At 64.6% G+C, this 15,844-nt stretch carries 15 protein-coding genes; 12 read left to right on the top strand and 3 right to left on the bottom strand.

The features are described 5' to 3' along the window. Positions 1 to 20 precede the first annotated feature (20 nt). The 10 genes from nudE (at position 21) to GGR61_RS07760 (ending at position 7,710) form a co-directional block, all read left to right on the top strand. Entirely contained in the window at positions 21 to 569 is a 549-nt protein-coding gene (nudE, locus tag GGR61_RS07715) for an ADP compounds hydrolase NudE (RefSeq protein ID WP_184621028.1), read from the top strand. After that, a complete protein-coding gene (cysQ, locus tag GGR61_RS07720) occupies positions 566 to 1,366 on the top strand; it encodes a 3'(2'),5'-bisphosphate nucleotidase CysQ (RefSeq protein WP_184621029.1) in 801 nt (266 codons plus the stop codon). Before nudE ends, cysQ begins: the two co-directional genes overlap by 4 nt. Before the next feature lie 185 nt (positions 1,367 to 1,551). Continuing rightward, entirely contained in the window at positions 1,552 to 2,487 is a 936-nt protein-coding gene (mazG, locus tag GGR61_RS07725) for a nucleoside triphosphate pyrophosphohydrolase (protein ID WP_184621030.1), read from the top strand. Then, positions 2,484 to 2,819 (top strand): YnfA family protein, encoded by a 336-nt coding sequence (locus tag GGR61_RS07730; protein ID WP_184407118.1) that lies wholly within the window; start codon positions 2,484 to 2,486, stop codon positions 2,817 to 2,819. Before mazG ends, GGR61_RS07730 begins: the two co-directional genes overlap by 4 nt. A gap of 194 nt (positions 2,820 to 3,013) precedes the next feature. Further along, on the top strand, positions 3,014 to 3,979 hold the full coding sequence (locus tag GGR61_RS07735; protein ID WP_184407117.1) for an SPFH domain-containing protein: 966 nt from the start codon (positions 3,014 to 3,016) through the stop codon (positions 3,977 to 3,979). 3 nt (positions 3,980 to 3,982) lie between these two features. Beyond that, positions 3,983 to 4,417, top strand: coding sequence for an NfeD family protein (locus tag GGR61_RS07740; protein ID WP_184407116.1), 435 nt, complete (start codon positions 3,983 to 3,985; stop codon positions 4,415 to 4,417). A gap of 167 nt (positions 4,418 to 4,584) precedes the next feature. Then, positions 4,585 to 5,691 (top strand): glycine cleavage system aminomethyltransferase GcvT, encoded by a 1,107-nt coding sequence (gene gcvT / locus GGR61_RS07745; RefSeq protein ID WP_184407115.1) that lies wholly within the window; start codon positions 4,585 to 4,587, stop codon positions 5,689 to 5,691. 142 nt (positions 5,692 to 5,833) lie between these two features. Continuing rightward, positions 5,834 to 6,229 (top strand): glycine cleavage system protein GcvH, encoded by a 396-nt coding sequence (gene gcvH / locus GGR61_RS07750; RefSeq protein WP_184407114.1) that lies wholly within the window; start codon positions 5,834 to 5,836, stop codon positions 6,227 to 6,229. A 397-nt stretch (positions 6,230 to 6,626) separates the two neighbouring features. Next, the gene (locus GGR61_RS07755; RefSeq protein ID WP_184621031.1) at positions 6,627 to 7,253 is read left to right on the top strand and encodes a hypothetical protein; all 627 of its coding nucleotides are present in this window, start codon (positions 6,627 to 6,629) and stop codon (positions 7,251 to 7,253) included. Beyond that, a complete protein-coding gene (locus GGR61_RS07760; protein WP_184407113.1) occupies positions 7,243 to 7,710 on the top strand; it encodes a hypothetical protein in 468 nt (155 codons plus the stop codon). The genes GGR61_RS07755 and GGR61_RS07760 overlap by 11 nt, the downstream gene beginning before the upstream one ends. A gap of 785 nt (positions 7,711 to 8,495) precedes the next feature. Here GGR61_RS07760 and GGR61_RS07765 read toward each other — a convergent pair. Further along, positions 8,496 to 9,839, bottom strand: a complete 1,344-nt coding sequence (locus GGR61_RS07765) for a serine hydrolase domain-containing protein (RefSeq protein WP_184621156.1) — start codon at positions 9,837 to 9,839, stop codon at positions 8,496 to 8,498. A gap of 367 nt (positions 9,840 to 10,206) precedes the next feature. Here GGR61_RS07765 and GGR61_RS07770 point away from each other — a divergent pair, with 367 nt between their 5' ends. Next, positions 10,207 to 11,577, top strand: coding sequence for an MFS transporter (locus GGR61_RS07770; RefSeq protein ID WP_184621032.1), 1,371 nt, complete (start codon positions 10,207 to 10,209; stop codon positions 11,575 to 11,577). A gap of 176 nt (positions 11,578 to 11,753) precedes the next feature. Further along, positions 11,754 to 12,107 (top strand): DUF1304 domain-containing protein, encoded by a 354-nt coding sequence (locus tag GGR61_RS07775; protein ID WP_184407111.1) that lies wholly within the window; start codon positions 11,754 to 11,756, stop codon positions 12,105 to 12,107. A gap of 210 nt (positions 12,108 to 12,317) precedes the next feature. Here GGR61_RS07775 and GGR61_RS07780 read toward each other — a convergent pair whose 3' ends face one another. Both GGR61_RS07780 and GGR61_RS07785 read right to left on the bottom strand, forming a co-directional pair. Then, complete coding sequence (locus tag GGR61_RS07780) at positions 12,318 to 14,792, bottom strand: acyl-CoA dehydrogenase (protein WP_184621033.1); 2,475 nt, start codon at positions 14,790 to 14,792, stop codon at positions 12,318 to 12,320. Then, positions 14,789 to 15,712 (bottom strand): alpha/beta hydrolase, encoded by a 924-nt coding sequence (locus tag GGR61_RS07785; protein ID WP_184621034.1) that lies wholly within the window; start codon positions 15,710 to 15,712, stop codon positions 14,789 to 14,791. The genes GGR61_RS07780 and GGR61_RS07785 overlap by 4 nt, the downstream gene beginning before the upstream one ends. Positions 15,713 to 15,844 lie beyond the last annotated feature (132 nt).

The following is a 15,844-nucleotide window of genomic DNA, read 5'->3' on the forward strand; positions in this document are numbered from 1 at the left end:
TCCGCCGCTGCGTGCTGCGCATGAGTCCGCGCCTGCCGACCATCCACAAGATCACCGATCTGGGTGACGGGCCGTTCCGTCGCCAGCAGCTGGATCTGGAATTTTCCAACGGGCAGCGCCGCGTGTACGAACGTCAACTCAGCCAGGGCCACGGCGCGGTGGTGGTGGTGCCGATGCTCGATGCGCAGACCGTGTTGCTGGTGCGCGAGTACGCCGCCGGCGTGCATCGCTACGAGCTGGGTCTGGTCAAGGGCCGCATCGATGCGGGCGAGACGCCCGAACAGGCGGCCGACCGCGAACTCAAGGAAGAAGCCGGCTACGGCGCGCGCCAGGTCCAGGTGCTGCGCGCGATGACGCTCGCTCCTACTTATATGAGTCATCAATCCTGGTTGGTGCTGGCGCGCGACCTCTATCCCGAACGCCTGGTGGGCGACGAGCCGGAAGAGATGGAGGTGGTGCCCTGGCCGATCGCGCGCCTGGACGAGTTGATGCTGCGCGATGATTTTTCCGAAGGCCGCTCGCTGGCCGCCTTGTTCATTGCGCGCGAGTGGCTGGAGCGCAATCCATGATCCGCATTCCGATGGAGTTGCGCGAAACCGTGATCGCGATCGCCCGCGACGCAGGCGCGGCGATCATGGACGTGTATGCGCAGGACTTCGCGGTGGAGATCAAGGACGATGCCAGCCCGCTGACCCAGGCCGACCTGGCCGCCAATCGTGTCATCGTCGAGGCGTTGCGCCGGGTCACGCCCGACGTGCCGGTGCTGTCGGAAGAATCCGCACACATTGCCTGGGAAGAGCGCCAGTACTGGACCAGCTACTGGCTGGTGGACCCCCTCGATGGCACCCGCGAGTTCGTCAAGCGCAATGGCGAGTTCAGCGTCAACATCGCACTCATCCATATGGGCGCGCCGGTACTGGGCGTGGTGCAGGCGCCGGTCGATGGTCGAGTCTGGTATGCGGCACGTGGCGAAAACGCCTATCGCCGCGACGGCGACCGCGACGAAATGCTGCACACGCGCACGCCTGCCACCAGCCCGCTGCGGGTCGCGGCCAGCCGTTCGCACCGCGATGCGCGCACGGCCGCCGCGCTGGAGCGCATGGGCGAGATCGACGTCGTCGCGCAGGGGTCGTCGTTAAAGTTCTGCCGCATCGCCGAAGGCGACCTGGACGTGTACCCGCGCTTCGGTCCGACCTCCGAATGGGACACCGCAGCCGGTCAGTGCGTGTTGCATGCCGCAGGCGGCATGCTGCTGGCAGGCGATTCCGGCAAGCCGTTCCGCTACAACCGTCGGGATACCTTGCTCAACGGCGACTTCATCGCATTGGGCGACCCGAACCTGCCGTGGCGTACCTGGCTGGTGTGAGCGACCGGCAGGCGCGTGCGGGCCGCTCGCTCGGACCTGGCGGTGCGCGAATCCCGATGGCGTGAACGGTACACTCCGGCACGTGCGCCGCCTACCGCAGGATCCCGATGCGCATGGCCGTGCCAGGCACGCCTGCATCGCCCAGGCACGCACGCAACGACACGCCACGTTCCAGGAAAAACTTCATGGTTCAGACCCCGCCGACCGGCGATATCCAGCACCTGCTGCAACTGATGGCGCGCCTGCGCGATCCCCAACACGGCTGCCCGTGGGACGTGGCGCAGACCTTCGCCAGCATCGCGCCGTACACCATCGAAGAAGCCTACGAAGTTGCCGACGCGATCGATCGCAACGACCTGCCAGGCCTGCGCGACGAGTTGGGCGACCTGCTGTTGCAGGTGGTGTTCCATGCGCAGATGGCGGCCGAGCAGGGAGCCTTCGGGTTCGCCGACGTGGTGGCCACGCTCAGCGACAAGCTGGTGCGCCGCCATCCGCATGTGTTCGCCGCGCAACGGGCCGACGACGCGCAGGCGGTGAGCGTCAACTGGGAGCAGATCAAGCGCGACGAACGCCGCGCCGCCGGCCATCAGGACGACTCCGCGCTTGCCGGCATCGCACGCGGCCTGCCCGAATGGCAGCGCTCCACCAAACTGCAAGCGCGCGCGGCGCGGGTCGGCTTCGACTGGCCGGGCCCGGCACCGGTGCTGGAAAAGCTGCAGGAAGAAATCGAAGAGCTGCGGGTGGAATTCGCACGCGGGCCGGTCGCCGACAACCAGGCCCGGCTGGAGGACGAACTCGGCGATGTGTTGTTCGTCTGCGCCAATCTGGCGCGGCATGCCAAGGTCGATGTCGGTGCTGCACTGCGCCACGCCAATCTGAAATTCGAACGCCGCTTCCGTGCGATGGAAGCGCAGGCGCACGCCGCTGGCACGTCGTTGACGGCGCTGTCCCTGCACGAACAGGAAGCGCTGTGGCAGCAGGTCAAGCGCGACGAGCGTGACGGTGATCCGGCGGCGCTCGACAGCGGTCAGCCTGTCACGCAGATGTCAGGCATCGGTGAGCAAGGTGGCGACAGGCCAGGTCTGCACCGCGCGCACTCTGACCGGCAAGACCGCGAATGAATTCCGCGCCGACCACGCTGGCGTTGTTCGCGGCCACCGCGATCGCCGAGCTGGTGGGTTGCTACCTTCCTTATCTATGGCTGCGCAAAGGCGGCAGCGCGTGGCTGCTGCTGCCCACGGCGCTTAGCCTGGCGATCTTCGTGTGGTTGTTGAGCCTGCATCCGGATGCCAGCGGGCGGGTGTATGCGGCCTATGGCGGCGTCTATGTCGCCAGCGCCTTGCTGTGGTTGTGGTGGGTGGACCGGGTCACGCCCACGCGCTGGGATCTGCTGGGTGCCAGCTGTTGCCTGCTCGGCATGGCGATCATCCTGTTTTCGCCGCGTAGCGCCTGAGCGCGCACTCGCACACCAACGCATGTGCTTCGCAAACCGCAGCTGCCTGATCGGTGCCGGTGGGATGCCCAACCAAGACCAAGTGCCCGAACAGGTGAGCCGCCTCGCCGCATGCGTAGCTCACGATATGGGTACAGGTGGCGCTAGGGCATACTCAAGGCAAGGACCGACTCGTCACTTGCAAGGGGCTGCATATGTTTCCGACTTCTTTTCTGGCCATCGCCGTTCTGGTCGCTGGCGTCATCGTGTTGTTCAAGACCGTGCGCATGGTGCCGCAGGGATTTCAGTGGACGGTGGAGCGCTTCGGCCGCTATACCCACACCATGAGTCCGGGCCTGCACTTTCTGGTGCCGGTGGTCTATGGGGTGGGGCGCAAGATCAACATGATGGAGCAGGTGCTCGACGTGCCCAGCCAGGACGTCATCACCAAGGACAACGCCGTAGTGCGCGTGGACGGCGTGGTGTTCTTCCAGGTGCTCGATGCCGCCAAGGCCGCGTATGAGGTCTCCAACCTGGAGATCGCCTCGATCGCGCTGGTGCAGACCAACATTCGTACCGTGATCGGGTCGATGGATCTGGACGAATCGCTGAGTCAGCGCGAAACCATCAATGCGCAGCTGCTCAGCGTGGTCGATCAGGCCACCAATCCCTGGGGCATCAAGGTCACCCGCATCGAGATCCGCGATATCCAGCCGCCGCGCGACCTGATCGACTCGATGGCGCGGCAGATGAAGGCCGAGCGCGAAAAGCGCGCGCAGATCCTCGAAGCCGAAGGTTCGCGCCAGTCGGAAATCTTGCGCGCCGAAGGCGAGAAGCAGGCAGCGGTGCTCGAAGCCGAAGGCCGCAAGGAAGCCGCGTTCCGCGATGCCGAAGCGCGCGAGCGTCTGGCCGAGGCCGAAGCCAAGGCCACCCAGGTGGTCTCCGATGCGATCGCCAACGGCAGCGTGCAGGCGATCAACTACTTCGTCGCACAGAAATATGTGGAGGCGTTCAAGGCGCTGGCCACTGCGCCCAACCAGAAGTTCGTGCTGATGCCGATGGAATCCAGCGGCATCATCGGCTCGATCGCCGGTATCGCCGAGTTGGCCAAGGAAGCATTGAACAAACCCGACGCAAGCACTGTGCGGGTGCCGCCGATGCCGCCGCGCGTGGGAGACTGAGCCATGCGCTGGGACGTGGTGGTCTGGGCGGTGCTGGCATTGGTATTGATTGCTGCCGAGACGCTGGTGCCCGGCGCGTTCCTGCTATGGATGGGCATTGCCGCGGCGGCGGTGTGCGTGCTGGTTCTCGCGCTGCCGGGCATGACGCTGCTGCTGCAGATCGTCGCCTTCGTGCTGCTCAGTTTCTTGTCGGTGCAGGGGTATCGCAGCTGGTTTCGCGGCAAGGGTCGGCAAAGCGATCGCCCGCTGCTCAACCGACGCGCCGAGCAGTTGATCGGCCGTTGTGTGGTGCTCGACCAGCCGATCCACGCTGGTCGTGGTCGCGCCAAGGTCGACGACGCGTTCTGGGTGGTCAGCGGCCCGGATCTTCCGGCCGGCGCGCCGGTACGCATCGTCGGTGTCGATGGCATGACCTTGCAGGTGCAGGCAGTCGATTGAGCGAGCAGGGCAGGGTGCGCTGCCCTGTCGGGAATCGATGTTGCAGCGCGGCGCGGCATGCTGCAGCGACATCCAGCCGCCGTCGCTGCGATAGCGCATCGCCAACGCCGTTTTCCCCAAGCGCGGCCGGGCAGCGATAATGGTCCTCTTTCCTCGGACCGGCGCCCATGACCCAGAAGACCATCCTCAACGACACCCATCGCGCGCTCGGCGCCAAGATGGTCGACTTCGGCGGCTGGGACATGCCGATCCACTACGGCTCGCAACTCGACGAACACCACCAGGTGCGTCGCGACGCCGGCATGTTCGACGTCAGCCACATGACCGTGGTCGATCTGCACGGCCCACGCGTGCGCGAGTTCCTGCGCTACCTGCTGGCCAATTCGGTGGACAAGCTCAAGGTCTCCGGCAAGGCGCTGTACACCTGCATGCTCAACCCGCAGGGCGGGGTGATCGACGACCTCATCGTCTACTTCATGGCCGAGGACTTCTTCCGTCTGGTCGTCAATGCCGCTACCCGCGAAAAGGATCTGCAGTGGATCGGCGAGCAGGCCGCACGCTTCGAGGTGCGCGTGGAAGAGCGTAGCGACTTCGCGATGATCGCGGTGCAAGGCCCCAATGCACGCGCCAAGGTCATCGAACTGGTGGATTCGGCCGATACCGCGGCGGCCAGCAAGCTCGGCCGTTTCGCCGCCCTGCAGACGCGCTCGCGCGATGGCGTGGAGCTGTTTCTCGCGCGCACCGGTTACACCGGCGAAGACGGTTTCGAGATCGTGCTGCCGCAAGACGCGGCGGTGGCGTTCTGGAACGCGCTGCTCGCGCAAGGCGTCAAGCCGGCCGGTCTGGGCGCGCGCGATACCTTGCGGCTGGAGGCCGGCATGAATCTCTACGGTCAGGACATGGACGACACGGTCAGTCCTTACGAAGCAGCGCTGGCCTGGACGATCGCCCTGGACGAAGGCCGCGACTTCATCGGTCGCGCCGTGCTCGAGTCGCAACAGGCGCAGGGCGCACCGCGCCAATTGATCGGTGTGGTGATGGATGAGAAGGGCGTGCTGCGGCATGGCCAGACCGTGCTCACCGCCAGCGGCGAGGGCGAGATCCTGTCCGGCACGTTCTCGCCCACGCTCGGCAAGGCGATCGCGTTCGCGCGCGTGCCGGCTGGCAGCATCGACGATCTGCGCGTGGACATCCGCGGCAAGCAGGTGCCGCTGCGCGCGGTGAAGTTCCCGTTCGTGCGCGATGGTCAGGCGCAGGCCGGCGTGCTCGGTTGATGCGTCAGGCGCTGTCGGCCTTAGTCGGCCTGCAGCGCGCAACACCCTGCGAACCAACACGGACCGACGCACGTGTACCTGCCTTGTCGCGCGGTCTAAACTAGCCACCTGTCCTCAACCCCTAGCTTCCCGGAGCACACCCATGAGCGAGATCCCTGGCGACCTCAAGTTTCTCAAATCCCACGAGTGGGCCCGCGTCGAAAGCAACGGCCGCGTCACCGTCGGTATCTCCGACCACGCGCAGGGCCTGCTGGGCGACCTGGTCTACGTCGAACTGCCGGGCGTCGGCGACACCGTGCAGGTCGGTAACGGCGCTGCGGTCGTGGAGTCGGTCAAAGCCGCCTCCGACGTCTACAGCCCGGTCAGCGGCACCGTCGTCGAGGTCAACAGCGCACTCAGCGACAAGCCGGAAACCATCAACGAAGACGCCTACGGCGACGGCTGGATCTTCGTGGTCGAACTCGACGACAAGGAAGAGCTCAACGACCTGCTGTCGCCGGACGACTACGCCGAGCTGCTGGAAGACGAGTCGCACTGACGTCGCAGCACCGTTCGCACGTCCCGATGGCCGCTCCTGAGAGCGGCCATTTTTTTGGGTGCGGTTCCGGTGGCAGTGCCGTGGCCTCGGTCCGGTGTGATGGCGGACACCATGCCGACGGCTCGATCCAGAGGCGTGTGTTGTTGGTCTGCGCGCATCGATGCGGTCGGCGACGAATGGCGGTTGGCTGTTCGCCATGTCCGCGATTGCGTCCTGTCGAAGCCGCGCGCATGCGGGTGCGTCGGATTTCTGACGTGAGTCGTTGGTGACGTTCGAGCGTGCGCGCGGTGAAAGATTCTGCCGCCGCCGTACGCACCGATCGTCCAGCACAAGGCGCAACGCATGCCTGCGATGGTGCGTGCGGACGCACGCATGGCGATCAAACGACGCAATAAGTTTGCGCATTTCCGCTCGTGCGCTGCCTCAAGCAACGTTGTTGGATAAAAAATTTTCAGCTGGCGGACAGGCGGCGGATCCTGCCGGTCGCGCCGATAGCTCAACGCGCCATCGTGGTCGCCGATGCCGGGTGTATTTGTATCGAAGAAGAAAAACAGCGCAAAAGAAGTGGTTTTTTGAAAGTGCTGTTATGCGCGCGCACGCTTTGCTCGCTTGGGTGAGGCAGCGTGCGGCACGCTTGGCGCGCTTGGATACACCACATCGCGATGCCCGGCCAAAAAAAAATTGCAAAAGAGTGTTGACAGTAAAAAAAAGCGTGATTAGGTTTCGCCCAGCAGACATTGCTGCGAAAGAGAGTGAGCAGAATCGACATCAAGCCGACAAGCTTGTTCCGGATGTCCACCGAAGCGCCATCAGCGGTGGAGTCGGGTTCGCTTCTCTCCAAGAAAGCAGTCGTCCTTTCGATCACGCACCCGTGTCGCCGTTCGATGCGGGTGTTTCTGTATCCGTCCCGTCGCGCATTCCCTGCGGACGGTTCCCGACGACGGCACGCCGTTGCGGGGTTTGGTTCAACTGGGCGTTTCAACTCCATAGTTCACTGACGAGGAGCCAATTACATGGCCACTAAAAAAGCTGCGAAAAAGAAACCCACCGCCAAGAAGGCAGTGAAGAAGACTGCCGCCAAGAAGGCCGTCAAGAAGGTCGCAAAGAAGGCGACCGCCAAGAAGGCAGTGAAGAAGGCTGCTGCCAAGAAGGCCGTCAAGAAGACTGCGAAGAAGGCAGTGAAGAAGGCAGCCGCCAAGAAAGCAGTGAAAAAGACTGCTAAGAAAGCGACCAAGAAGACGGCCGCCAAGAAGGCCGTGAAGAAGACTGCAAAGAAGGCGACCAAGAAGACGGCCGCCAAGAAGGCAGTGAAGAAGACTGCCAAGAAGGCAGTGGCGAAGAAGGCGACCAAGAAGTCCGCCACCAAGAAGACTGCTGCCAAGAAGCCTGCTGCGAAGAAGGTCGCCAAGAAGAAGCCGGCCGTTCGCAAGAAGAAGGCCGCTCCGGTCGCGCTGCCCGCAACTCCGGCACCGCTGATCTGATCTGTAATACCCGATCGCCGTAAACATCGAGCTCTCTCCCCGACGCCCAGCGGGGAGGGAGCTTTTTTATTGGGCTGGCACCTAGCTGTTTTCAGGCTGGCCATGCCGCCGAGCGCGGCGGGAAGTGGCAGCGCATCGCAACCGTGCGCGTGCCGGGTATGTGCGCAAGCTGCAATCAGCCGGTGTTCGCCATGGCCTCCCACGCGACCGATCCGCAGATGGTGTGAGCGCGGCAGCGGTCTTGTTGTGCCTGGCGGTGTCGCCATCCATCCCGATCGATTCACGCATGCCAGGCTGCGCGTGACGGACAGACCGACGCCAGCTGCGGTCAAGTGCCGACGTCGCCATATCTGCAGCGCCCCCGCTTCGCGCGTGCACACGACCGATTCCCCGCAGCGTGCCCATGGTCCTCCCGGCCCAACAATGGGCCGATCGTCTGCTCAAGCAGCCAGCCATGCAGCGACGGCAGCGGCCGCACCCGTTGCCGACGGTCGCCGACCTCACTGGAATCGGCCCGAATATCGCGACGGCGTCGCAGCGAGCATGCATGTTGCCGCACGTGGTCTGGGATGAGGTGGCCAATCAGCGGCCGTTCGTCTCCACAGGCGCTCTGATGCGCTGACGCTAGCGGCATGCCATGACGGTGCGAGTCTCCCCGCATGCGGCGACGGTCGCCTCACGGCCCTGCCAGTTCATCGGCAACTGGCAGATGCCGAAAACACCAAAGGCGGCCGAGGCCGCCTTTGGTTGTGTCCGCACCGATATCAGGCGCTGCTGTCGCCACGTCAGCGTGGCGATGCCACCGACTTGCCGGACGAGGCGCCCTTGCCGGCGGGATCGGGGCGCTCCGCCAGCATGTTCTCGCTACCGAAGTCGCCATCCACATCGATATCCAGCCAACGCTTGGTCGGCAGACCAAGTGCACGATCCAGGATGGTCGGCATCATGCCGGAGGGCAGGCCGCTTTCGCCGTTCCACAGGATTGCGATGCCCAGATCGCGCTCGGGCAGCAATGCGACCAGACCGCGATAACCCTGGACGGCGCCGGCATGGAAGACCACCTGATGGCCCGCGTAATCGAACACACGCCAGCCCAGCGCGTAGCTGGCCGCATCCACGCGCTCGTGGCGCCAGCCCGAGCGCATTTCGCCCGGGGTGGAGATCAGTGGCGCATGCAGCGTCGCCAGCAGCGGCGCAGGCAATACGTCGGTGCGGTGGCCGGTGTGTGCCAGCAACCACTGCGCCATGTCGCTGGCGCTGGCATTGACGCCTGCTGCGGGGGCAAGACGGTAGTAGGTCGGCTTGGGCGTCAGCGATACCCAGCCATTGCGGCTGCGCACGTGCGGACGCGCCCAATGCGGACTGGCCTGGATGCCGGCCAGCCCCATGCTCGCATCGTTCATGCCCAGCGGCTTGAAGATGCGGCGTTCGACCGACTGCTCGTAGAAGCTGCCCGACGCGGCAAACACCACATCGCCCACCAGGCTGAAGGCGACGTTCTGATACGCATAGCAGTCGCCCGGTGCGCAGCGCAGCGGCGCGGCGGCCAGCTTGTGGCTGAGCGAGTAGTAATCGACGTTGGATTCGATATCGCGGTCGTAGGCATTGCGGGTCAGCCCGACGCGGTGGCTGAGCACCTCGGCGACGGTGAGCTGACGGGTGGCGACGTTGTCGCTGAGCTGGAAGCCCGGCACATAGTCGACCACCTTGCTGTCCCAGCGCAGCACGCCATCGTTGACCAACAGCCCCGCCATGGTGCCGGCGAAGGCCTTGGACAGCGAGGCCAGCCGGAACACGGTGTGGCCATCGACCGGCTGCGGATGATTGACGTCGGTGACGCCATAACCGCGTGCGCTGAGCACCTTGCCGCCCTGCACGATCGCCATCGCCATGCCGGGCACGCGATTGCCGTAGGTCAGTTGGTTGGCCATCGATTCGAATGCCGCGACATCGAAGCCAGCGGCTGGCGCCAACACCTGGCTGGCCGGCAGCGATGCGCGGTATTGCAGCGGAGCAGTGGGCGACTGTGTGACGCTGGCCGGCTGCAACGCAGAGGCAGTCGGCGCGGGTGTCTGCGCGGTGGAAGAGAGGGCCAGGGGCAGTAACGCCCCGAGCAGCCCGATGGCCAACGGACGGAACCGTCGACTGCGCATTTGTGTCATATGTGTGCCGCCTGTTCCACTGCCATCGGCGATTCTAGCGCCGTGCTTCGCAATAGCACAAACTGCCGGAAGATGAATGGGCATCGTATTGATCCTATTGATGATTTTAGGTTCATAAATCGGCCTGCGCAGCGCCTTTCCAACGTAGCCCGGAGCCCGTGCGGATGCAGCTGCAAGCAGCGTGCCGTATCGATACCTAGGCCGGCCGGCGGTGTCCTGCCCGTGGCGGCTGGTGATGCAGCACGGCATCGGCTAACTTGCGCGCTTGTTTAGCGGGTGCCGCCGCCGTCATGTCCTTGCTGTCACGCCCGTCGATGCGAGCGAACTTTCCCCGATGAACAGCCCATCTGCGCCGCGCTCGGCGGCTGGCCGTTTGAGCGCGGCGTTGCGCAGCTCGCCGCCGCTGGCGTGGTCGTTCCTGTATTTCTTCTGCCTGCTCAGCGGCTATTACGTGCTGCGTCCGGTGCGCGAGACGATGGGCGCTTCGGCCGATGTGGAAGCGATCTTTCCTGCCGGCATGATCGCGTTCTTCGCCGCGCACGGCATGCCGCTCAAGGAGTTCACCCTGCAGGTGCTGTTTACCTGCACCTTCCTGATCATGTTGTTGCTGCAGCCGGTCTACGGTGCGCTGGTCAGCCGCTATCCGCGGCGCGTGTTCCTGCCGGTGGTGTACGGTTTCTTCATTGCGACCCTGCTGCTGTTCTATGTGCTGTTCGACAGTGGCATGCCCGGACGCGGCATGGCGTTCTTCCTGTGGATTTCCGTGTTCAATCTGTTCGCCGTGGCGGTGTTCTGGAGCTTCATGGCCGATGTCTTCAGCAATGCCGAGGCGCGCAGGTATTACGGTTATATCGGTGCGGCCGGCACGCTGGGCGCATTCCTCGGGCCGATGCTCACCCGTACCCTGGTGGAGCGCATCGGCATTGCGCACCTGATGCTGGTCTCGGCCGCCTTCCTGGGGTTGTGCGTGGTGTGCCTGCTGCGCTTGCGGTGGTGGGCGGTGGCACGCGAGCAGGAGCGGCAGCAGGATTCCGGCGAAGTGCCGATGGGCGGCGATGTGCTGGGCGGGCTCAAGTTGATCGTGCGCGAGCCGCTGCTGCGCTGGCTGGCAGTGACGATGGTGTTCGGCGTGGGTGTCGGCACGCTGCTCTACAACGAACAGGCGGCGCTGGTGCGGCGGTTGTACACGGATGTGGCGGCCAGCACCGCGTACTACGCGAGCATCGATCTGGCAGTCAACGCATTGACCCTGGTATTGCAGTTGTTGGTGACACGCGCGCTGTTGTCGCGGTTCGGCATCGCGCCGGCGCTGCTGATTCCCGGCGTGGCGATCACGCTGGGTTATGCCGTGCTGGCTGCGTCGCCGCTCCCGATGATGGTGGCGATCGTGCAGGTGATCACGCGATCCAGCGAGTTCGCACTGGCCAAACCCGCGCGCGAAACGCTGTACACGCGTGTGGACCGCCAATGGCGCTACAAGGCAGGTGCGGCGATCGATACCGTGGTCTATCGCGGTAGCGACCTGAGCTTTGTGTGGGTATACAAACTGGTGTCCGCATTCGGCTCCGGCGCGGTATTCGGCATCGGGCTGCTGGCGGGGGCAGGGATGACCGTGGGCGCAGTCGGCTTGCTGCGCCAAGCACGCAGGCTGCCAGCCGAGCGTGGTGTCGATACGTCCGGGCAGGCGCCCGATCCGCGCAATTGACCGATCACCGCGCACGCCGTCGAGCGAGTGCGCCCATCTGCCGGTGTTCATTCGCGCGCGATCATGTGCATCGTGTCCGCGCGTCTGAGCGCGGTGCGGCGATGTGCACGCCGCTCCGAACAGGGCGACCGCAATCGCGGCTATGCTGGCCGCCACATTCGCTCGATCAATCTGCCATGTCCCTGTTCGCCATCGTCGCCGGCCTGTTTGTCGCGTTGCTGCATGTCTACATCCTGGTGTTGGAAATGGTGTTGTGGACGCGCCCAGTGGGTCTGAAGACCTTCCGCAATACCCTGGAGAAGGCGCAAGCCACGCGCGTATTGGCGGCCAACCAGGGCCTGTACAACGGCTTCCTGGCTGCTGGCCTGTTCTGGGGCGCATTGGCTGCACGCAGCGACGTGCTGAGTTTCTTCCTGGGCTGCGTGGTGGTGGCCGGTTGCTATGGCGCCTACAGCGTCAACCGACGCATCTTCTTCGTGCAGGCGCTGCCGGCGTTGATCGCGCTGGCGCTGGTGTGGTTGCCGCGTTGATCGATACCAGCTGGTGGCCATTGCTGCAGCCGTCTTGATGCCTGCAGGCAATCTCCGGCGTGGCTCTGCAGCTGACTGCAAGCGTGCTGGTCGGAGCGCCGGCCCACACACTCGGCAAGCATGCGCGCCGCGACAGCATGTACGCCAACGCAAACGGCGAGCCGAAGCTCGCCGTTTGCGTGATGACCTGACGCGAGGTGTGTCGCTTGCTCAGGCCGCTTCGCGCGGCTGCTGGGCCTGTGGCTTGTCGTAGAAGCTCGCCGCACGCAGCTCGTGCGGATCGAAGTCGTCCACGGTGATGGTGTCCATCATGATCTCGCGCAACTCTTCCAGTTGCTTGCGCTCGTCGATGGTGATCACGCCTTCGGCCACGGCCTCGTCCAGCTGCGCAGTGAAATCCAGTGCCTCGATGCCCTTGGTCTTGAGTGCCTTGAGGAACTTGCGCTCCACCGGCTCGGCCAGCACGGCCTTGGCCAGATAGCTGGCGATACGTCCGCCCGGATTGTTGGCGCACGGGGTCAGGAACACGCCCTGGGCCAGGCGGTCGCGCGCTTCGCTCGGTGTCATCAGGATCGATGCCACGCGGTGCCCCAGGCGGTCGCCCGGCGCTTCGGCACGACGGCCCAGCGGGAAGATCAGCACCCACATCAACCAGCCCACCGGCCGGATCGGGAAGTTGCGCAGCGCCGCGGAAAGCGCGGTTTCGATCTTGTGCACGCTGTCGTGGAACGCCCAGGCCAGCAGCGGCTGGTCGGTCGCTGGCGCGCCCTCGTCGTGATAGCGCTTGAGCATCGCGCTGGTCAGGTAGATGTGGCTCAGCACATCGCCCAGACGGCCGGACAGCGATTCCTTGAACTTGAGCTTGCCGCCGAGCATCAGCATCGACACGTCGGCCATCAGCGCCAGGTTGGCCGAATACCGATCCAGCTTGCGGAAGAAGCGACGCGTGTACGCATCGCCCGGCGCCGCACCGATGCGCGCACCGGTCAGACCGAACCAGAACGAACGCACCGCGTTGGAAATGCCGAAGCGGATATGCCCGAACAGGCTCTGGTCGAACTCTTCCAGGCCACGACGCGTATCCGGATCCTGCGCCGCCTTCATTTCCTTCATCACCCACGGATGGCACAGGATCGCGCCCTGGCCGAAGATCAGCAGGCTGCGGGTCATGATGTTGGCGCCTTCCACGGTCACGCCGATCGGCGCAGCCTGCCAGGCACGGCCGGCGAAATTGCGTGGCCCCAGGATGATGCCCTTGCCGCCGATCACATCCATCATGTCGCTGACCACTTCGCGGCCCATGGTGGTGCAGTGATACTTGGCGATCGCCGATGGCACCGACGGCACATCGCCGCGATCCACCGCCGCAGCGGTGGCCTGCGACAACGCGCTGATCGCGTAGGCCTTGCCACCGATGCGCGCGAGCGCTTCTTCCACGCCTTCGAAACGGCCGATCGACAGACCGAACTGCTTGCGGATGCGTGCATACGCACCAGTCACCACCGCAGCGTACTTGCCGCCGCCGCTGGCGGTAGAAGGCAGGGTGATCGAACGGCCCACCGCCAGGCACTCGTTAAGCATGTTCCAGCCCTTGCCGACCATTTCCACGCCGCCAATCAACTGGCTCAGCGGGATGAACACTTCCTCGCCATGGATCGGGCCGTTCTGGAACGGCGAATTGAGCGGGAAATGGCGACGGCCGATTTCCACGCCGGGGGTCTCGCGCGGCAGCAGCGCCAGGGTGATGCCGATGTCCTTCTTGTCGCCGATCAGGCCATCCGGATCGTAGGCGCGAAACGCCAGGCCGATCAGCGAGGCGACCGGTGCCAGGGTGATATAGCGCTTGTCGAAGGTCAGCTTGACGCCGAGCACGTTGGCGCCATTCCACTCGCCCTTGCAGACGATGCCGTAGTCCGGGATCGAGGTCGCATCCGAGCCGGCGAACGGGCCGGTCAGACCGAAACACGGCACCTCGGCACCGACCGCCAGGCGCGGCAGGTAATAGTCTTTCTGTTCCGGCGTGCCGTAATGCAGCAGCAGTTCACCCGGCCCGAGCGAGTTCGGCACACCGACGGTGGAGCTGACCACGCTGGAGATCGAGGACAGCTTCTGGATCACCTTGTGATGCGCCAGCGCGCTGAAACCCAGGCCGCCGTACTGCTTGGGAATGATCATGCCGAAGAACTTGTTCTTCTTGATGTAGTCCCATAATTCGGGCGGCAGATCGGCGTGGACATGGGTGATTTCCCAGTCGTTGACCATCTTGCACAGCTCTTCGACCGGGCCGTCCAGGAACGCCTGCTCTTCGGCGGTCAGTTGCGGCTTGGGATAGTTGAGCAGCTTCTGCCAGTCCGGGTCGCCGGTGAACAGTTCGCCTTCAAACCCCACCGACCCGGTTTCCAGCGCGATGCGCTCGGTCTGCGACAGCGGCGGCAGCACCTTGCGGAAGAAGCTCATCAACGGCGTGGTCAGCAGCGGCTTGCGCAGGAACGGCAACAGCACCGGTGCGGACACCAGCACCACCAGCGTGGCGGCGACGATGGTTGCGGTGAGGTTGGCACCCAGCAGCCAGCAGGCCACCAGCACGCAGGCGCTCAGTGCAACCCAGGTGGCAAGGCGCATACGGTGATAGGCAGCGATGCCCGCCGCCAGGATGACGAGGAGGAACGGTGCAACGATGCTCATGGTCTTGCTCCAGTGACATGCTCGGTGATGTTGGACGCTGCGATGGTGCCAACCGAGGGCAGTGCGTCCAGATAATGCAACACGGTGGCGGTAAAGGTGGTGTTGTCGTCGCCTGCCAGCATGTGCGTGGCCTCGTGCAGGTGCACGTGCTGCGCATGCGGGGCGATCGACAGGAATTCGGTGATGTTTGCCGGCGTCACAAGATCGCTGCGCCCGCCGCTGATCAACAGCATCGGGCAGCGCACCTGCGCGGCGGCGTCCAGCAATGCCTGCTGCTGCGTGTGGGGATCCTGTCCCGCCAGTTCGTCGACCAGGCGCGGGTCCCAATGCCAGAGCCAACGGCCGTCGGTGCGTTGCCGCAGCAGTCCCTGCAATTGACTGGGCGTCTTGCGCGGCCGATGCGGCAGGTAAGCGGCAATGGCGTCGGCAGCGACATCCAGCGACGCGAATCCATCCGGGTGCGCGGTCATGAAGCGCAGGATCCGCTCCACGCCAGCGGTATCCCAACGCGGGGTGATATCGACCAGCACGATCGCGCGAAACAGGCCAGGCCAGCGCGCTTCTGCGAGCAGGCCGAACAAACCGCCCATCGACGCGGCGACCAGCACTGGCGGCTCGGCTTGCTCGCCCGCCAAGACGATCAGGTCATCGGTGAATTGCATGGGCGAGTAGGGCAGATCCAGGGCATTGACGCTTGAATCCCCGTGCCCGCGTGCGTCGTAGGACAACGCGTGATAGCCCGCCTCCGCCAGCATCGCCGCCGTGGTTTCCCACGCCAGGTGCGTCTGTCCCAACCCATGCGCGAACACGACCGTCGGCGCGTTGTCTTCGCCACGCACCGACACCGCAAGTACAGCGTCGCCAGCGCGAACACTGGTCACGGATACAGTCTGGGCGAGGCTAGAGCGAGAGGTGACCATACCTAATGGTATGGATGTGCGGCGACCGCTGTCAATACTCAGTGGTATGGATGGTTAAGGCGCGCGATCGCGGCGATTGTGCCTACGTTGGGTAATGCGTACTGCAACTGCCTCAAGCGTATGGTTAAATCG

This window comes from Xanthomonas sp. 3058, from assembly GCF_014199765.1.
GTDB classification, from domain to species: Bacteria; Pseudomonadota; Gammaproteobacteria; order Xanthomonadales; family Xanthomonadaceae; genus Xanthomonas; species Xanthomonas campestris_B.

Bases quoted from the DNA above. Each gene is read 5' to 3' on its own strand.
- nudE (WP_184621028.1), top strand. From the start codon at position 21: ATGAGTCCGCGCCTGCCGACCATCCACAAGATCACCGATCTGGGTGAC.
- cysQ (WP_184621029.1), top strand. From the start codon at position 566: ATGATCCGCATTCCGATGGAGTTGCGCGAAACCGTGATCGCGATCGCC.
- mazG (WP_184621030.1), top strand. From the start codon at position 1,552: ATGGTTCAGACCCCGCCGACCGGCGATATCCAGCACCTGCTGCAACTG.
- GGR61_RS07730 (WP_184407118.1), top strand. From the start codon at position 2,484: ATGAATTCCGCGCCGACCACGCTGGCGTTGTTCGCGGCCACCGCGATC.
- GGR61_RS07735 (WP_184407117.1), top strand. From the start codon at position 3,014: ATGTTTCCGACTTCTTTTCTGGCCATCGCCGTTCTGGTCGCTGGCGTC.
- GGR61_RS07740 (WP_184407116.1), top strand. From the start codon at position 3,983: ATGCGCTGGGACGTGGTGGTCTGGGCGGTGCTGGCATTGGTATTGATT.
- gcvT (WP_184407115.1), top strand. From the start codon at position 4,585: ATGACCCAGAAGACCATCCTCAACGACACCCATCGCGCGCTCGGCGCC.
- gcvH (WP_184407114.1), top strand. From the start codon at position 5,834: ATGAGCGAGATCCCTGGCGACCTCAAGTTTCTCAAATCCCACGAGTGG.
- GGR61_RS07760 (WP_184407113.1), top strand. From the start codon at position 7,243: ATGGCCACTAAAAAAGCTGCGAAAAAGAAACCCACCGCCAAGAAGGCA.
- GGR61_RS07770 (WP_184621032.1), top strand. From the start codon at position 10,207: ATGAACAGCCCATCTGCGCCGCGCTCGGCGGCTGGCCGTTTGAGCGCG.
- GGR61_RS07775 (WP_184407111.1), top strand. From the start codon at position 11,754: ATGTCCCTGTTCGCCATCGTCGCCGGCCTGTTTGTCGCGTTGCTGCAT.
- GGR61_RS07780 (WP_184621033.1), bottom strand. From the start codon at position 14,792: ATGAGCATCGTTGCACCGTTCCTCCTCGTCATCCTGGCGGCGGGCATC.
- GGR61_RS07785 (WP_184621034.1), bottom strand. From the start codon at position 15,712: ATGGTCACCTCTCGCTCTAGCCTCGCCCAGACTGTATCCGTGACCAGT.